The 19,181-nt window shown below is 43.8% G+C and carries 13 protein-coding genes; 3 read left to right on the top strand and 10 right to left on the bottom strand.

What is annotated here, in order from left to right; genetic code table 11:
• Positions 1–121: 121 nt before the first annotated feature.
• Positions 122–2,341, top strand: a complete 2,220-nt coding sequence (locus AB4Z08_RS11530) for a substrate-binding domain-containing protein (protein ID WP_441573881.1) — start codon at positions 122–124, stop codon at positions 2,339–2,341.
• A 78-nt stretch (positions 2,342–2,419) separates the two neighbouring features.
• Here AB4Z08_RS11530 and AB4Z08_RS11525 read toward each other — a convergent pair whose 3' ends face one another.
• Together AB4Z08_RS11525 and AB4Z08_RS11520 are read right to left on the bottom strand one after the other, a co-directional pair.
• Positions 2,420–2,629 carry a hypothetical protein gene (locus AB4Z08_RS11525; protein WP_441573880.1) on the bottom strand — a complete coding sequence of 70 codons (210 nt, stop codon included), beginning with the start codon at positions 2,627–2,629 and terminating at the stop codon, positions 2,420–2,422.
• A 103-nt stretch (positions 2,630–2,732) separates the two neighbouring features.
• Entirely contained in the window at positions 2,733–4,829 is a 2,097-nt protein-coding gene (locus tag AB4Z08_RS11520; protein ID WP_441573879.1) for a golvesin C-terminal-like domain-containing protein, read from the bottom strand.
• A 56-nt stretch (positions 4,830–4,885) separates the two neighbouring features.
• Here AB4Z08_RS11520 and AB4Z08_RS11515 point away from each other — a divergent pair, with 56 nt between their 5' ends.
• A complete protein-coding gene (locus AB4Z08_RS11515; RefSeq protein ID WP_441573878.1) occupies positions 4,886–5,122 on the top strand; it encodes a hypothetical protein in 237 nt (78 codons plus the stop codon).
• A 317-nt stretch (positions 5,123–5,439) separates the two neighbouring features.
• Here AB4Z08_RS11515 and AB4Z08_RS11510 read toward each other — a convergent pair whose 3' ends face one another.
• From AB4Z08_RS11510 to AB4Z08_RS11485, 6 genes are all read right to left on the bottom strand, one after another.
• The gene (locus AB4Z08_RS11510; protein WP_441573877.1) at positions 5,440–7,632 is read right to left on the bottom strand and encodes a glycoside hydrolase family 95 protein; all 2,193 of its coding nucleotides are present in this window, start codon (positions 7,630–7,632) and stop codon (positions 5,440–5,442) included.
• Positions 7,629–7,793, bottom strand: a complete 165-nt coding sequence (locus AB4Z08_RS11505) for a hypothetical protein (protein ID WP_441573876.1) — start codon at positions 7,791–7,793, stop codon at positions 7,629–7,631. The genes AB4Z08_RS11510 and AB4Z08_RS11505 overlap by 4 nt, the downstream gene beginning before the upstream one ends.
• Positions 7,794–7,994: 201 nt before the next feature.
• Positions 7,995–9,032 carry a hypothetical protein gene (locus tag AB4Z08_RS11500; RefSeq protein ID WP_441573875.1) on the bottom strand — a complete coding sequence of 346 codons (1,038 nt, stop codon included), beginning with the start codon at positions 9,030–9,032 and terminating at the stop codon, positions 7,995–7,997.
• Between the two features lie 11 nt (positions 9,033–9,043).
• Entirely contained in the window at positions 9,044–10,624 is a 1,581-nt protein-coding gene (locus AB4Z08_RS11495; RefSeq protein WP_441573874.1) for a right-handed parallel beta-helix repeat-containing protein, read from the bottom strand.
• Positions 10,625–10,699: 75 nt separating this feature from the next.
• Complete coding sequence (locus AB4Z08_RS11490; RefSeq protein ID WP_441573873.1) at positions 10,700–12,685, bottom strand: glycoside hydrolase family 2 protein; 1,986 nt, start codon at positions 12,683–12,685, stop codon at positions 10,700–10,702.
• Between the two features lie 504 nt (positions 12,686–13,189).
• The gene (locus tag AB4Z08_RS11485; protein WP_441573872.1) at positions 13,190–13,501 is read right to left on the bottom strand and encodes a hypothetical protein; all 312 of its coding nucleotides are present in this window, start codon (positions 13,499–13,501) and stop codon (positions 13,190–13,192) included.
• A gap of 545 nt (positions 13,502–14,046) precedes the next feature.
• On the opposite strand from AB4Z08_RS11485, the gene AB4Z08_RS11480 reads away from it, so the two are divergent.
• On the top strand, positions 14,047–14,790 hold the full coding sequence (locus AB4Z08_RS11480; protein WP_441573871.1) for a hypothetical protein: 744 nt from the start codon (positions 14,047–14,049) through the stop codon (positions 14,788–14,790).
• Between the two features lie 462 nt (positions 14,791–15,252).
• On the opposite strand, the gene AB4Z08_RS11475 is transcribed toward AB4Z08_RS11480, so the two are convergent.
• Positions 15,253–17,469: a hypothetical protein gene (locus AB4Z08_RS11475; protein ID WP_441573870.1), complete on the bottom strand. Its 2,217-nt coding sequence runs from the start codon at positions 17,467–17,469 to the stop codon at positions 15,253–15,255.
• Between the two features lie 369 nt (positions 17,470–17,838).
• Entirely contained in the window at positions 17,839–18,870 is a 1,032-nt protein-coding gene (locus AB4Z08_RS11470; RefSeq protein WP_441573869.1) for an alpha/beta hydrolase family protein, read from the bottom strand.
• Between the last annotated feature and the right edge of the window lie 311 nt (positions 18,871–19,181).

Raw genomic sequence — 19,181 nt, 5'->3', positions numbered from 1 at the left:
GGACATTTTACGCAGCAAATAACATAGTGACCGAATTTATCCCTGAACCACATCTTCTATACCGCATTTAAACCTCTGTTGATATAATTATTAACTAAGGTCCGACAATGTGATTGCCGTTATGAAAAAAAAACATTTAACAATATTAGATATTGCCCGTCAACTGGGTATTTCCAAATCCACCGTTTCACGGGCCTTGCAAGGGCATCACCAAACTAATTCCTTAACGCGGGATAAAGTGCTTGCATTTGCGGAAGCGGCAGGATATCAACCTAATCTTATCGCTCAGGGACTTAAAAAAAAGCAAACCAGTATCATTGGTGTCATTATACCGGATATCGAAAGACCATATTACGCGAGCCTCATCAGCAGTATTCAGCAGGTTGCCATCCAATACGATTTTCATGTAGTGATATGCCAGTCTAAAGATTTATTCACTGTAGAAACAGCGATGCTGCAATCCATTCTCTGTTTGCAGGTAGATGGCGTTCTGATGGTACACTCCAAAGAAACCCAAACATTTGATCATATTGAAAAAGTAATCAGCAAAGGTATTCCACTTATACTGATCGACAGATCGCAAAACAGTTTCGATATACATCGGGTGGAGAATGATCATTTTGCCGGCGGCTTTGCCATTGGCCAACACCTGGCCCAGGTAGGCTGCCGCCGAATCGCCATTATCGGCGGTCCGGCACATCTGAAAATGAGTAACTTACGGATTGAAGGTTGCCAGGCAGGCGCTGCAAGCGTGGGAGTGAGCATTCCTCCGGACAGCATATACTACGGAAATTTCGACCGCAAAACCACACTCACCATCCTGGATAATATGCTGGCAATGGAAAAAAGACCGGATGCTATATTTACCGTTCATGACAGAGGCGCACTTGAAATACTGAAGCAACTTGAATTCAGGAAAATCATGGTACCAGATGAAATTGCCATTGCCGGATTTGGCAATGAAACTATGTCGAAATACGTGATACCTTCTCTTACAACGGTAGAACAAAACCCCACCAAAGCAGGAGAATTAGCGGTGACCACATTGATAAAAGATATCCTGGCGCAGGAGCCGCCTGCCATACAGCAACATTTTGTTCAGGTAGAACTGATCATACGCGATTCCACACGGAAAGAAATTCCGAGAAATATAAAAAAACATCACGCACTCCCTGATGTGGGCTTCTGCAATGAATCAACAGTAGCAAATACTTTTAAACGTTTATTTGCCGAACCGCCCTCCATCACTGTTAGGGCGCCAGGAACGATTACCGTCTGTGGCGACCACACCGATTACCATGATGGCATCCTACTCTCGGCTTCCATTGATAAGGAAATATATTTCTGTTTATCAGAGAGTCCGGACAACAATTGCCATATTCACTCATTGCTGACAGACGAACGGATTGAATTTCCTTTTGAAAATTTGCAAAGCGCTTCCAATAGTTGGTGCTCCTGGGTGATTAGTATTATTGAAACCTTTCAAAAGGCTAACTTCCCGGTCGGCCCTTTCTGTATGGTATTTGGAGGTAATATTCCTTTAAGGGCCGGACTGTCGTCCGGTAGTACACTGCAATGCGGTTTGTTCTTTGCCATTAATAACCTGTTTAACTTTGGACTGACAAAATCAGAGTTGATCCGTCTTGCACACACGGTGAACTATACCCAGTCAGCAATGCAGACCGGCATCATGAATAAATACGCAGTCATGCTGGGAAAGAGAGGGGGTTTCATTAAGTTAGATTCACAATCAATGGAATTTGAATACTTACCATTTGCCACCGAAAAGTATGCAATGATACTATGTGACACCGGTGTTCAATATGGCCCAGAGCACTCAGAATCTCATACACGCATAAGGGAAGGCCGGGAAGCACTGGAATGCATCGCTGAAAAATATCCCTTTGTTAGTTCTTTCCGTGAAGTGGATAACAGTATGTTGCTTGCAACGAAAGCACTGATGCGACCCGCAGTTTTCAGGAGAAGTCAGTATATCGTAGAAGAAATTGCAAGGGCCGATAAGTCAGCCACGCTTCTCGATAAAAAACACATCACCCGCTTTGGAGCTGGTATTTATGCTACCCATCATGCCCTGCGCGAAGCATATCAGATCAGCTGTCCGGAACTTGATTTCGTGGTTGACTGGACACAACAACAAACCTCCGCCCTCGGTGCTAAAATGATCGGAGAGGGCTTTGGAGGTAGTGTTCTTTGCCTTGTAAAAAAGCCGGCTGCCTTTAAATTTATTGAACAGCTTGGAACTGCCTACCTCCAACAATTTGGATTCAGTCCTACTCTTTATCCTATTCACATGTCAAACGGAGTGAGTATACTGGCCTGAATATTCAAATCCCCTTTCCCCCGGATAACAACCAGGCTAATGCAGCTACTACAATTAAAATCATATAACTCGCCATTGCTATTTCTGTATATGGCGCGCCCAGCTACCATTGGTAATAGTGGCGCCGGATCCACTCTTAGGCTGCACGGTAACGCCAGGTAAAGTAGTGCCGTCTTCGGCCACTACTTTACCTGAAATGACAACGGTGGGTACCTGTGCCTTGCTGCTGCCTGGCAGGAGTGTAACTCCGAGGCACCACAAAAAAATTAATTGATGTAAGTATTTCATTCTGTTGATTTTTATTCACTTAACATGACGTGTAATTTTGCTGTAGTAACTATTCAGGATATTTCCGGATTCCAAAGAGATCCGGAAATATCCTGAATAGTGATTACTGCTTATCCAGTTTTACGATTTTTTGCACTTTCGTTTTTCCATCATTTGTTACATTCAAAATGTATATCCCAGGAGGCAGGTGACTCATGTCAAGGACCCTTTTATTATATCCTGCGGACACCTGTCTTCTTTCAGACCATACCATTCTTCCCTGCAGATCTGCGATGGTAATTATTTTGAGGCCGCCCTTTTTTGATTGCGTAACAACGTTGCATTCATTGGATACCGGGTTAGGATAGATCATGCTGGTGATCTTTTCGTCGGATGCGGTAACGGGAGCCGACACCGCATAAGCAGTACGAAGCATTTCAGGCGGATGCAAAGCAGATAATGGGGAGCCGGGTTTGGTGAAAGCTACTGCATCGGCTCTGACGAAGGCGCCACTGGTGCTTTTTGTTTTTTGTACATAACCGGTAGTACCTTCATTGAAGGGATAACACCCAATGTACACCCAGCCAGACTGGCTGCTTACGGTCAACGTATCATTGATGAACAAAGTAGCAGTGCCTCCGGCATAGTTTACGGTCAACGTGGAATTACCATCCGAAGCTGGGTTAACAATCCGGTAAATATATGCATCATACATGCCGGTAGCGGGAATATCAGGTGTCCATTTGGCATAGCCGCCAGGTGAAGTGCTATAACGTGTATTCGTATTATTATACCCTGTAAGGCTACTATTATCCCAGAGTCCTGATTCTGTGTACCCCGGATCTCCATTGTCGATGATCAGTGAAGAAGTAGCTGGGGGACCGAAACCGGTGTCCCGTAATTCCACCCTGTCCACTTTAATAAATTGCCCACCGGTACCGTTTTGCGTGGTGAAAGCCAGTGTTAATTTATTGGTAGTTACATGAATATCATTCAAAGTGACTTGTGTCCAGGTATTGGTTACCGGGAGTGCAATTGACCTGGCGCTTCCATAGTTTAATACCCGCATGTTGGCATTGCCGGCTGCAGATGATCTTTTCACCCAGGCGGTGAATTTATAATAACCATTGGGTAGGTAATTCAGGTTCTGTTTCACCGTGAGGGCGCTGCCATTTGCTTTGAAATCCTGCATGAGGTAGCCGGCGCCCTCCTGCGCAGTACCATCGTATACCACACGTGCACCGTCCGTATTTTCGTTATTATAAACGGTATCGTTTACAATCCAGTTATTGACGGTTTCGCTGTTCGTTTTGTTATACTCAAAGCTATAATTACCTACCAGGTTTCCCCAGGTAGGCTTGTTGTAATACCTGAAATAATCGACTTTCATCTCTGCACCCGGCACAGGAGGTGTGGAAAGGTCGCTGCCGTATCCCGCCAGGGCTGTCAGCCAAACTGAAGTTGGCGCGAATGCAGGAGTAGTATAGGTAAATCTTTGCTTCTCTACACCGTCCAGATAATATACTACCATACCCGGCAACCACTCAAATCCTAACGTTACCCAATTACCCAGATTCAAATCACTATTGGTATAGTTTCGATGGGGCTTGGAGCCAAAATCGGTCGTGCAGTTACAGGGACGTATGTTGAAAAAGAAATTTGTAAACCCGAAATTGGCCTTGGAATCCAGCTCAATACAATCAATTTCTGTACTGGTATTCTCCGTAGGTTCGAGATCCTTCTTTGCTGCCTCTGCATAGCCATCATCACCTGAACTGTAGGTAAAACTTTTCCCTAATCCATGTGTCCAGAATGACTCATGTAAGCCTCTTGTATCCTTATAGAATTTAATGCGCGCTTCATAATACCCGTACCCAAACGTTTTTTTGGAAATAACTCCGCCGCCGGTAAAATCATTCTGACCATCACTATTCACATCAGTATCTTTCCGGAATTTTATGCTAAGATATCCGGTATCATTCACGGTTTTCACACTCACATTTTCGGAAAGATTCCATCCACTTGCCAGTTTGGAAAATGCTCGGCAATACCATAGCGTTGTATCCAGTTTGTTGTTGTTAAAATTATCCTCAAATGCCAGTGCATACCCCGCCGGGACCTGGGCAAACAACCCACTGCCTGCAAAAAATAAGAGCAATAAGAGGATATAAAATCCATTTATAGCTGATCGTGATGACACGACCGATAAACCATGTTGCATAACATTTTTTTTAATTGTTATAAAAGAATAAGTAGAAAACTTTATCCAGCTTCTACATGGTTTCCAGACAACGAATGTTTTATAAAAACACCTGTCAGATACAGGTATTGAATACCCTGATCATTCAAAGAGTAAGGGCAAGGCTACGCCTGCATGCCAGTGATGACTGGCAGTCAATAAAAAAACTACAAAGTGAAACAGACTATGCGCGCGCGTTGCAAAGTTTCATACGGGAATTTCCTGTCGTTATGCCTACATTGTTCATTGTATTTTCAATACTGCTGTTTTCCTAAAACCCCAGTATCCATATCCTGCCATATATTTTTGAGCGTACGGTAGTAGGGTCATAGTGCGAAACACACCGGTAGCGCTTGGACTCACCCTTGTTATACCCGGCCTGATTAACAAGTACCCTTTTCAAGGCATTGTATTGTGCTATCGCAGTCTGCAATAGTACAATACAAATGATTCCTATTACAGTATATATTTTACTCACTTTCTTTAATTTCCGGAATGATTTCAATAAACAATTTTCATGGCATCGGGCATATTGCCCCAAAAAAATAAATGCCTTTTTAATCGCATCATGCTAACTGATTTAAAATATCATTTAAAGATTGATCACCTGAGGTTTTCCTCCTTCTAATAAAAATTCCCGGATGATACGACCATACCGCACATGGTAAATACCGGTATGGGAGGCATTGAGTACGGCCTTTTCCAACCGGCGGTCGCTCCAGTAAATATCCACCGTTACATTTCCCCTGGCTTTCAGCCCTTTTACATATCCTTCCGGCCATGCATCCGGTAAGGCGGGCAACAAGTAAATTTCCCCGTCAACACTCTGCAGCAACATCTCTGCTACGCCAGCGGTGTAACCCAAATTGCCATCGATCTGGAAAGGCGGATGCGCATCAAAAAGATTGGGATATAACCCGCTTTTTTCTCCGCTGCCTGCCGCCACTGCAGGCCGGATAAGCCGTTGCATTTGTTCGTGTGCATGGTTTCCTTTTCCTAGTCTTGCCCAAATATTGATGCGCCATGCGGTGCTCCATCCGGTACTTTCCATGCCCCGCGCCAACAATGACTGCTCTGCTGCCCGCGCCCATGCTGGTGTTTCTAATGGTGTGATCCAGTGTCCGGGATACACCGCAAAAAGGTGAGAGCTATGGCGATGATGATCCGTCGAGTCGTCCACATCTTCCATCCATTCCTGCAGTTGGCCCCAGCGGCCCACCTGTGGACCTAATAATTTCCCCCGAAGCATGGCCACCTTCTCCCGCATTACCTCATCTGTCTTAAGAACAGCGGCCGCAGCGAGGTAATTGCTAAACAGGTCGTACACTATCTGTTGGTCGTAACTGGCGCCCGGATAGGGGCGCTTATCGCCTTCGTTCTTGCCCGGCCCATGTTCCGGTGACCAGCCATCAGGGGTAATCAGTTTCCCATCCGCACGTTTGATCAGGTGCCCTTCCCAATACTGAACAAGTTCTTTTAACAGCGGAAAAGCTCTCTGACGCAGAAAAACAGTATCGCGGATATATGCATAATGCTCCCAGAAATGCTGCACCAGCCAGGCACTTCCCGGGCGATGCAAACGCCATTTACTTGGGCCGCCCATAATGTTATCCGAATTATAGCCCAGCCAGCCTACCGGTACTTTTAATGCACTATCACTGCTCTGTTTATTTACTGCTGCAAGATTTTCTACCCAGTTGAAATAAGGAAAATGGCATTCAGACAAATTGGTAGGTTCTGCCAACCAGTAATTCATCTGGATATTGATGTTGGTGGTATATTGGGAATACCATGCAGGCTTCAGCTCATCATTCCAGATTCCCTGCAGGTTGGCTGGCAGTCCACCTTTACGGGAAGAACTAATCAGCAGGTACCGGCCATACTGGAACAACAAAGCTTCCAGCCCCAGATCCGATTTCCCTGCACTATAGGCCGAAAGTCGCTCTGTTACCGGATTTGAAAGATCGTTACCCAGATGTAATGTTACCCGGTTAAAAAGAGAAGAAAAATCCTGGTAATGTGTTGATTGAAGTTGCTTAAATGGTTTTTTCAGCAACTTATCCAACTGTGCGGAAAGCCTGGCATGAGGTGCATCACCCAGATAATGATAACCAGAGAAAGGCTTAAAACTAGTACCGGCCACCAACTGCAAGGTTAGGTCATCTGCCTGTTGAATGATCAGGGAAGAATCGGTACGTTGTATTTGTCCACCTGCGTGTACTACCTGCACGATGGCTTCATACTTCATACCATTCCTCAAGCTACCTGCAAAAGTTATCCGCGCTCCGTTCACCTGTATTTCAGGAGACCTTACATCGCGCAGCATTATTTCTACATTTATTTTCCCCGGGCGACTCGCATTGGCATGCATAATAAAAGCCTGATCCGGATAACTTACAAAATACTGTCTGCTATAATTTATGCCTTCGTTATCATACCTGATTTCCTGTATACCGTTGTTGAGTAGTAGTTTTCGCTGATAATTACTCGTATCCCTATGGCCCCAGCGGAGATAAATATTTCCGAATGGCTGATAAGACCCTATTGAATCTGTAGTACCTGTACAAAGTGAGCTCTCATTAAACTGAATACGATCAGTGTCAGTGCCTCCAAAAATCATGGCGCCAAGTGAACCGTTGCCCAAAGGGAAAGCCTCCAGCCAGGCCGTTGCAGGGCGTTGGCTGATCAACTGTAAGTTCTCCTGCTTCCGGCTTTGTTGCTGCGCCATCAACAATGACAAATGACAACATAGCAATACTATCAGCGGGTAAATTTTTCTCATCATACCGTTTCCTTTATCTGAACATTATCTTGTATGCCTTTCGGAGCTGTATTTTTATCCCTTCTCATCGTGGTCCATCCGATCAGCGCTGCACCTGTTATAATGCAACCACCAACTACCATCACAATGGCCCATGCTTTTGTGGCGATGATACCTAGCAGCAATACAATTTTTTTGGTCGACAGTCTGGTCCCCCCTTTAATCCGGATACTGACTATTTTTCATAAAGCGTGGATAACTTAAATATTATTCAAAACGTGCTTCCTCTTCAAACGTGGTATTGGTTATTCGAAACTAATGCAAGTCCTTACTGATTCACCATTTACCGAAATTTTGTGACCGGGAACGTTCCCCGTATTTCCTATTTACATCTCCTGTAATTCATTCCACACAGCTTCATTCACATCCACCTTCATCCTCTTCCTATGATCAGTCACCATACGATCAAAATATTGGCCGGCAAAGCGGGTGCTTATAATCGTACGAACGGCATCATAAGCGTAGTAACCATGCTGTTTTAACTGCCGGCATATCAGGAATATGGTATCTCCATTTTCATCTGTAAACAAGGAGCTAAGTTGTCCTGCTTTGCTGAATAATAATGCTTCGCGTAGCACCCGTCCAAAGCTTAGTTCATCTGTTTTACGGGTAGCCGGACTAAAAGAAAAATCGGCCGTGTCAATGATCAGATCGCCCTGCCGTTTTCGACGCAAGGCTTCCAGTTGCCGCATATCATTTTGTTTTAAAAACCCGATTAATTGCGAATACTGGTCATCGTGTATGAACGATGGTGAAATGGTACAGGCAGTAACGGTAATGGTGGGAGGATATTTGTATTCCCGCTCCTTTTGATCCCTATAAACAGCCTTTAATAAGGCTTCATCCGGCGGATGTTGTTTCAATATTTGTCGTTGTGCTTCCAAACGTGCATTGCTGAACAAGTATGCATGAAAGGTGGCTTCATCAAAAGCCTGTACGCCGTAAATAACTTCCTTCCTGTCAATTTTTTCTTTGCGTATTTTATTCTCCTTCTCAAATGCCGCTTCAAAAACTGTCTCACTAAATCCACTCAAAACACCCAACTCCTTCATTACTACTAATTCCGCCTGCTCTTCACGCAACTTATCCAACACGCTTTTTTTCAGCCATCGCAAAGGTGTAACACCACCAAAATCATGATGCCAGTAATTGCTGTCTACATGATTCACACCATATGTTTCCAGGAAATAATTGAAACAGGCAGCCCTTTCCCATTGCATGCGGCGCATAAACTCACCTTTTTTAATGGCATTGTTTCCAATGACCACCACCGTATCGTTGCCGTTGTTGATCGGCAACTGCCCGAAAGCAGCCGCCGTCAAAAACGGAACTTGACATAGGATAATCAGGAACTTAAACATCATCGCTACAAAGTTTATCGTTCACCCTTTCCATTGTATGCACCAATATTGGGGATTTCCGTGGCCGAAACCGGATTCCCCCAATAGTCCCGGGAACCATTATTGGATATCACTTTTCCTTTCCGGAGTGCCGGCGAAGTCTTTTTCAGTTTATATCCTTCTACGTTGCCAAAATGAATGATGCCATTCACCAAACTCCCGGAGGTAGCCATACCCGGAGCCATCAATTGCGGATCAATGGTCAGATTACCTTTACCTTTTGGTTCCCCCGCGGTATGCGCGCCGTAAATAATGTTGTACTCAAACACGCTGGTACGAAGCGAATCCCAGGTTTTCCATGGCCTGGCAGATTTGAGATAAAATATATTGTTGTAGAAAGAAGCACTTACCGGATAATTGTTCCACTTGCCCATCCATACAGGTGTGGTAGTTTCTCCTTCCGGCAGGTAAAAGGTATTATTGTGAATCAGCACTCCGCTAACGGCACCCGTTAAGTGGATGATACGCTCTCTATCATTCTGACTGATATTGTACCTGATAATGCCATTGGTATTCAGGTGGGGGCCTGGTGCACAAACTACCATAAATCCACCTTCATTATCGTGGCTATAGTTATATTGAAAGATGGTGCTGTCCTGTCCAAAATCGATGTCGAAGCCCTCTCCATCCTTTGTTGTTTTTACATTATAAGCTTCGTTGAACTGGAACAGATTGTTGTCGCCGTCCCAACTCCAGATACCGGCGTTGAATTGTCCGGAATTAGTATTTGCGCCGTTCAACATATTGTATTCAACAAGCGTACCTGTGCTCACACTGGCCACAATACCATCTCCACCGGCATTCTCCACATAATTATTTCGGATCACCACATTGGTATGCGGACGATAWGGCTGCACGCCTTTACAATTAACACTTGCCCTGCAATACCACTCGGAATTTGTGCCAATACCTGTCCGGTTCACATTTTTCACAATATTACCTTCTACCAGCACAGAATCATACCAGGAAGGCACCATGCCGGCTTTCCTCCGGGCTACAACCAATATCCCTGCACTTCCATTCTTCCCTTTGGAATTATCGCCTGCGATGTCGTGCACAAAATTATTACGTAATACAATATGTGTCAGTTTACCCTGATCCACATTTTCCACCTCAATGCCTCTCTTCAATGTATTTGGGTTTACCGGATTGGTAATTTCGAAGTTGGTCAGTTCAACATATTGTACATTCTGCAGATGCACTACCAGCAAGGCCCCGTTGCCATTAATGATAGGCCGGGCAGTACTTTTGCCGTAGCTGCCAATTACAATCGGATGTCCGGGTAAACCGGATCCCTGCGGTTTCAGTGTACCCGTCCATATGCCACCAGATTTAAACAAGATGCTATCACCTGGTTTGAAGACCGCTGCATTCACCTTTTCTATCCCTAGCCAGGGCCGTTCCATGCTTTTACCATCATTGGCATCATTCCCGGTGGTATTGTCTACGTAATACGTAGTTCGCTTAACCGACGGGCCGGATGGCGACAAAGACTGTTGCGCGTAGCTCACCTGCAGGCATAGCAAGGCCGCAAGGGTAAATGTCCCTTTGTGCATAGCTTAAAATAAATTATATGATAAGTAATGTTAGGACACCGGTTGTCAAAGCCGTGTCCTTATTTGGTTGACACGTTATTCCAGTATTTTCTCTAAAATGGTATATCCTCCCGGCTTCATCAATGCGGTGATGGCTTTTCCTTCTTTTAAATCAATAGTCCACTCCTGAAACTCTCCTGGCTTTAAATATTTCACCGGTAAATTTTCTCCATTACACAACAGGTTATATGCATTCAGTGGATAGCCTGGAAAATCTTTACGTACGGTAAGTCTTATTGTTATGGTATTTCCTTGTTTCCCGGTAATAGCCAATACGGCAGGCGACATTTCCTCCTGCCAGACCTTATACAGGCCACGTTCTTTCCTATCCAATGTAACCAGTCCCCATGGCCGGCTACCATCAGCCGCACTACCGGGGAAACGGCTTAAATAATCATTGAAGGTCCATACAGAAGCACCGATAATATAACTGCATTGCCTGATATCAGCCATTGCTTTTTTAAAGAGAACAATTCGATTTTCTTCTGATGCTACCTGATCTGTCCTCCAGCCAAACTCGCTGATGTAAACGGGTTTCTCAGGGTACAATTCGTGAATATGCTGTAAAGCTTTTAAGTGATTACCATAAATATTTGTACTGATGAAATCTACATACTGAGACGCTTCCTCTTCCGGCTTTTTTAACAGGCTGCTTTGGACCGTGTTGCTGGCGAAAGTGATCAGGCGCGTGGAATCGATGTTGCGGACGAACGTCCGCATGTCCCGCACCCATGCCTTGCCTTCTTCCTTTTGTGCCTGGAATTCATTGCCGAGGCTATAGGCGATTACGGAAGGATGATTCCAGTCGTGTGCTATCATTTCCTGCATCTGCGACCTATATTTGTGTCGCATCATGCTATCGCTCATTTGCTTCGGCGTCATTTGCCAGTTACCTGCTTCTGCGATAATCAGTAACCCCAGTTCATCTGCTTTGTTGAGTAAGTCTGCCGAAACGGGGTAATGACTGATACGTGAGAGCTCCATACTACCACGCTTCATCAGCAACATATCTTTCTCCAGCACGGTCATCGGATCCATAGAACCAACTCCGGGATAATCCAGCGGACGGTTCCCCCCAGCCATCTTAATGGGGATACCATTTAATAACAGGCTGGTACCACGTACCTCCACCTTACGTATGCCAAATCGGGTAGTGAAAGTATCCATACCACAGGAAATCTCTGCGCGATATAATTCCGGTGCATCCTGGCTCCATAATTTCACCTGCTTAGCCGGCAAGGTGGCCGATAACATCACTAATTTTGTTTCACCTGGTTTGATTGTCACCGGCTGTTGTTTGAAGCGGAGACGCTGCAGAATATTCTTTTCCTGGTAAACAACCGCATCTACGGGTGTTATTACTTCTTCAGCAGTACTGTTTCTTATGAATGCGTTGATTTGTACCACAGCGGATCCCTTCTCCAGATCCGGATTGGTCGTAATTTTTGCGTTGCTGATATCAACAGCCGGCATGGTGAGCAATTGTACCGGACGGGTAATACCACCATAGTTGATCCAGGGATATACCTGCGATGCATTGGCGGGCTCATATAGCACACTTGTTTTAGCACCAGGAAGAGTGGTCGTATCCCATTCGTTATTTACCTGTACCGCGAGGATATTATCTTGCTGCAAAAATGATGTAACATCCGTTTCAAAAGGTGTATATCCTCCTTCATGCTGCGCAACGCGTTTACCATTGAGCCATACTTTCGCTTTGTAAAATACAGCGTCAAATTTCAACCAAACATGTTGCCCTTTGGGTGCCGTAGCCTTAAATTTCCTAAAGTACCAGGCCGTACCTGTATAAAAAGCATATCGCTGATCAACACTAAAACAATGAGGCACGTTTACTTTGTCGAATTTATCAGCAGGGAAAGAAATATCAAACCATTGATTTGTTTCACCCACCTTAAGCGGATCTATGGCAAAAGTCCATGTACCATTTAAATCATTAGACGAACGTTGCGCTGCTAAACTCAGGGAAAGACTGAGACATAAGAATAATAGAGATAATTTCATAACGTTGACAATTGTTCATTTTCGGAGCCGGTTGTAAAACATACCAGCAGTCGATGTTCCACCAATGAATAAAAGTGTTGCATTCCCGGATTAAAACTGCGTAGCTTATATGCTAACGGTTATTATACAAATGTAATCAACCGGATAACAATTTATAGTACCCCCAAATAATAGGGACCGGGAACGGTTGCAGCGTTCCCGGTCCCTATTATTTTTCACATATACAACAACGTTTTAACAAACACCCTACATTTGCAACGGTAGTTTTAGGTAATACTAAATGTTGGATAATGGGATGTAGAATACATAGCGTAGGTGAAAGCTAACTGTTGTGAAAACATTTTTCCTGTTGGTTTGAAACAAACCCGTATGTACTGTACAATACTAAAGTCCGATAACCTGTGCTGGTCATGCCAATGCAAGTACTGCCCCCCGCTTACCGATAAAATAAAGACCGTTTTATAATAACCAGACTGAATCCTATAGCTCACAGCTAGTCTTTGGTCATGAAATCAAATGGTACCTCCTCCGAAACATGAACATTTTTCCTCTTTTACGATATTCTCTTATAGAAGAAATAAGCCATTTCGAATAGAAAGAGAAGTCTGCATCATTATATTTGGAAAAAAGTTCAAATACTTCACCATTCCTGTCTACTACCATGTAGGAGTAATATCCATTAATTTTTCCTGTGCCCCACAAGAGACTATCTGTAGTCCGATACATTGGATATCCAATACCTTCTGCAATGTGTTGTTTATATTTTTCATCGTTCCAGGTCCAATCGCCGTCATAGGATCTAAAAAAGAAATGCATTTGAAAAATATCTTTTCCATTAGAGTATCTATCATCTTCTCCTGTTAAATTGTCACCTTGTATTAATTTAAACCCTTTAGGAAAGGACGCCTGCCCTAAAGTAGTTATCGGTAGAGGAGAAAGAGAAAACTAAAAAAACATTTCATAAGTTGGCTTGAGTTGGTTGCTCAATATATAATCTCTAATTGGATGTCGGAATAGTAAATATTCGTCTGTGCACGGAGCGTGGTTGTAACAAATGATGTTAGTAATAAAATAATACAACTTTTAATAAAGTACATGTAACAATGGGTTAAGGGAATATATAAATATACCTAAAAAAGAAGAAGCAATTATGTCTGATTGGGTACATAACGGCATTTGATAATCATTGGGAAACGCTTTAAAATCGCTTAATAACAATTTCTTTGGATGTCAATATCAGTCCGGATAAGCTATTAGTACAAATTTCCCTTAAGAGATGATATTGCCTGGCAATTCTTCCATCTATCCTGAAAACAGGTTCCCCGGATTATCTTATATTTATCTTATCAAAATAATCTCCTATGGCAAAACAAATGTCTATCCTTCCCTTTACGGGAAAACTCGGTCCTCTCATTGGGTATAAGCGCAATGGCCAATACTTTTTGCGCTCCATGCCGGAAAGCGTGCAGCAAACGGCTGCTACCCGCCGCGCATCCAGGCGCTTTGGCATCGCCAGCAGGAAAGGCGCTTTTATCCGTCATGCCTTCTACAACCACCTGGATATCCATTGTGATAGCGGGCACATCAATCGGCTGAACAAGGTACTTATTGCTGCCGGCGATCATCACGCCGCCATCACTGGCTTCCGATTCAATCAGCATACCGGGGTAGATCGTTTTTTCCCGGTAGCCCCCCGCCTTTTCAGCAACGGGATATTAAATATTCCCGCACAAACCATCGCCGGGTATAAAGGTATTGCCGCCCTGGAAGTAAAAGTGATCGCAACACGCATTGATTTTACATCACGCCAGTTGGCCGGTAGCGAAACGGTTACACTCATGATAGCGCCGGACACCACTTTCCAGGAAACAAATGTTTCGCTGGAGGTACCCGGGAAGGGTTCACTGGTAGTGGTTTTCCAGGTGAGAGCCATGTACAGGGATGGTTCATCGGGCAACAAACAATATATGGCCGCCGATATTATTGCAGTGGCAGCGCCACAGGTTCCCAAATATGTGAATAAACGCACCTATCCAAAGCGAACGAAACTGCTTCCCAAACTTATCTATACACACGCTTATCCAGCGGTTATTCAACTGGAATAAAGCGCTCCTGCCCCGGAGATATTTTGATAAATAAACCCCTTATACCTGCTTCCTTTCAATAGTCTATCTCTTTCCCCAGCTACAGCCCTGGTACTGAAGCAGCCCTCCTATGGCCGGTTCTCACCTCTATCTATCTGCTGATTCAATTTCATCGGAGTTATGCATCCGGAAGTCACCCCCGCATCAAGTCCACCTCTCCTGCAGTGCTACTATAGGTACTTAGCGGGTATTAAGCATAGCATAGGCGGATTCAACATAATGAAAAGGTAGTGCTGACTATACTGATGGGGGCTTAATACAGTATATCTTAAAAGAGTGTAGTAATAATACGCCGTGGTGTAAATAATAATTTACATAAACAGCATTGGAAGCAATTACATGGATCATAAAAAAACTTACCCATGTTATAATAACATGGGTAAGCTGCCATCAAAAATTAACCGATCTAACAAAACGCTTATATTAACTTGTCCTGGTACGTTTTAGAATTCTCTTCTTACCTAAAGAACCATCTGTATTAACAACATACATCCACCAGGTATTTTTATCCTTTTGCTCCAGGTGATATTTGTTTTCCTGCAATTTCATTTCTTCTTTCAACTGCGGGCTGAAAACGCCGGCCTTCCTTGCTTCTTCCCATACTCTGAAGGTTGTAAACAGTTCTTTTTTATCCGTTCTGTGCTCTATACTGCCCTGGCTGACACCTAACATATAAGTAGCGTCCCAGGCAACTGACTTGGCCTGCAGATTTTCTATTACCTGTACATTCCAGTCTTTCCGTATATCCTGAATACCAAATGTGCAGGGGAAGTAATTACTGTTAAATGAATAACGGATATCCTTTCCTTCAATACCCCACTTATTATGCACCGGATCGAACATATTATTTCCTCCACCCACGTTGCAAACGCTCATGTAATGCCAGTTACCTTCAAATACGCAGGAACCCATCACTCTCAGATAGGGCACACCCATTTGCTTTAGATCTCCGAAAAGGATACGCAGAAATCGTTTGAATGGATATTGGCCATGGCCCTGGTAGGTAAAACTCTCAAAGCCATCAAAGTCAATAAAATTCATACCTCCATCGTGAAGCAGCCGCGCGTAAAACCGGGCATATTCATCGCCAAATTGCGCATCCGGGATGAAGCCGGAGTAACAGTTCACCTGAAGTTTCGCTATTTTATCTCCGGCCGCATGAGCCGCCGCATTGGTTTTAAATGCGCCTCTCTTAACACCGGTTAACGTATAGGGCCTCGTGGTAGTGACGCCCCTGTATTCAATCAATTCCTGACCAACCCTCAGCGCATTCACAGTATTCTGATCCCAGCCACCCCGTTCATTCAGATAGCTGGTATCAGCCACTTGTATAGTGGTATCAGCTGCCGACACCTGGTTGATAATCTGCGTGGTCAATACCGTACATAATCCCTCATTAGGTACCGGGTGCACATCACTGCTGTGAGGCTGTACAAACTCCGTCAGTGTATGAAGACCATACGCAATACCATGTTTGTTGGTGAGGTCTGTTAAATCCTTAATAGGACGCTTTTCGTTATTAAGCCGCACATATTTTCCAGCCCATCTGTCTGCAGGATTAACATAATATTCTCCCAACCCTTCATCCTGTACCGCTTTCAGCCCAAGCTGATTAGCATAGGATACAAGGCTGTCGTGTGGGCCGGACCAGGCCAGGTCAATTTCAAAATTTGATGGATCTTTTACCCATTTGCCGTTCCGGGTAACATAAGGCAGGCCTTCATTCTTCACTACTTTTTCTATTACTTTCAGGCCCAGTGAATCCGGGCATGCATATAATGCGATAGAAGAGCCAATATAATCTACATTCACCGGCGTCAGTTCCATATGCCGKGGCGCCTTAATACCCGGAAAGTCGTTGAAGAGCGGGTAGAAGATGGTAAATGGTTTCTTGCGATTGCGGGCATGCATGACGATGGAGATGCCATAAGCAGGGTCCAGTTGTGCACCATTCCCATTCATGTACCTGTAATATTCTTCTGGATGCGAATAGAAGGCTACGTCGTTGTTGCCATCACCACCGATGCGGAACCGTTGCCCTTCCTTCAAATCAGCAKGCAATGGATATTTCACAGGATCCGGGGTATGAATAATATAACTTGCCTGAGACATGTCCCCATCGCATGGAGGCCCACTGGTTGTATTATCATCGAGGCCCAGCATTCCAATAGCAAAATTATCATCTCTTGCCACTGAAATGATTTCTCCTATATATTTCTTTATGCTGGTTTTATAAGGGCCCCACACCACATTATCCACTCCATTTGCAGGAGTAAGTGAAAGCAGTTCAAAGCGGAGATAATCTCCTTTGGAGTCTACCTTTAAAATGGCTACAGATCCATTGGGATAAGTAAGTTGCAAATGGTTTTCATTTTTCAACCACTTTGCAGCGGAAGGATAAATCGTATGTTTATCTTTCTCTAATGCCAGCAGTGGGGAGCTAAGTCCGGCTGGATTGTACTCCCTGTTGGTAATACGGTCTTTGATACTGACAATGTAACCGTCTTTGTTAACCACCAGTGCCGCGTACTTTGTAGACAACCTGATATCCTGAGCCATGGTACTCTTTGCGAGTATCAGCGAAGAAAAGAGGAATCCTAATGCTATCAGCATCTGCTTCCTGCAATTAATTTTTTTCATTGCAATGTTCTAAATAATATATACTAAAAAAAAGGTGACGATACTTATGATATCAGGGATTCACCATATTTACAACAATGAATCAAGGCAAAATATTTAACTAAAACTAAACATGTAAATATCCAATTGCTAAAAAGGAAAAACAACCTCAAATTTGCCCTCCATTGATGTTATATTGCCCCTCCATCTGTCATTCATGATATCACCCGATGTTTACCCCTCATTATTTTCATTGCATGATGCTAAATAGTTTCATAAGATGAGAATCGACTCAAACGGCTTTGTTTTATTGCCTGATTGATTACAAGTCTGAATAACCACCGGCGGGGCAAGAGATGGTCTTTTATTAGCCTGTTACACTTATAAACATCATTTCAAATTTCTCTTAAAAAAATCAGTAGCGAGACTGTCTACTTTTAAATGTACCTGGTGCCTGTTTACAGAAGGATCATCCACAAATGGAATCGGCGCTTCTTTCTTTAATTCGTTATCTGCTTCGCCCAACATTACATAATGCCCGACTTTACCGCCGAACTCATAATAACCAGCACCTCTGATCAGCTGATGATATACCCTCGCATTTGTTTTAACAGGTGCCATACTATCCGCCAGTGAGCCGGTAATAAAAACAGGTCCATGAACATTTTCAAACTGCTGTTTACGGACAAAGCCCGGTCCCGTGCCTGGCGATAAGGCGAAGAAGGCTTTGATGCGGCTATCTTTTAAATCAGGAACATGCTTAGTGGCGGCCAGCAAAGTACTGTCATACAGTAAGCGGCCCAACCCCGGAAATTCGGGCACCTCCATCTCCCGGTGACCTATGGTGCGGTAATAATGTAACATGACCGGATAATCAACTACTCCACCAGCCAAAGCGATCACGGTATAACCCCCAAATGAAAAGCCCAATGCGCCAATCTTTTGTGAATCTATCACTGTATTAAAATCTTTGTCCTTCAGCAGCTGAGTAAGCGCAAAGCTGATATCCTGCGGCCTTTCCCATCCCTTTAAAAATTCAACCGCGATTTTATTATCCGCCGTATTGCCCCAGTGATCGACAGCAGCTACAATAAAACCAGATTGAACCAAATTTTGTATCAGCCATTCCAAAGAAAGCCGGCTCCCACCCGTTCCGTGTGAAACCATAATAAGGGGCAACTTACCTGTTGGCAGACTTCCATCGCGCACCGTATAATTGCGTAAAAAAGGAGAATATTTTTTATCGCTTACTTTAAGTGTATCCGTTGTTGAATACCATACCTCCGTAACTATAGGCCGGTTACGCTTTTCATCTTTAAAATGAAAAGTGCGCTGGCCTATATTAAAGGATGGTGTCTGCTGCGCAAAAATACTCAGGTGAATAAGTAGTAATAGTATGGTGAGAATTTTTCTATGTATCATATGCTATAAATGAAATTTCAATTAAAGGATACCTATTCATAAATTTATGGAATTATACGGTTTAACCTTATCAAGGTTTACAATATGTTTAAAATTCCAACCCGCCAATATATCTACACTAAAATGGCTACTGCCATATGCACTGCATCATGGTCGCACTTATTGCTTAATTCCCCTCCGGAAATACTTACTTTTGGGACCGTTTTACGATGGCACTGACGCTTACTTTCTAAAGCCGCCCAGTCTGTAGAAAAGCGAAGAAACCCGTTCATGAAGCATGCATTCATCATATTTTCACCAATTCTTTGCAA

Source organism: Chitinophaga sp. RAB17 (assembly GCF_052114225.1).
Taxonomy (GTDB): domain Bacteria; phylum Bacteroidota; class Bacteroidia; order Chitinophagales; family Chitinophagaceae; genus Chitinophaga.
This window is presented reverse-complemented; position numbering and strand designations above follow the sequence as displayed.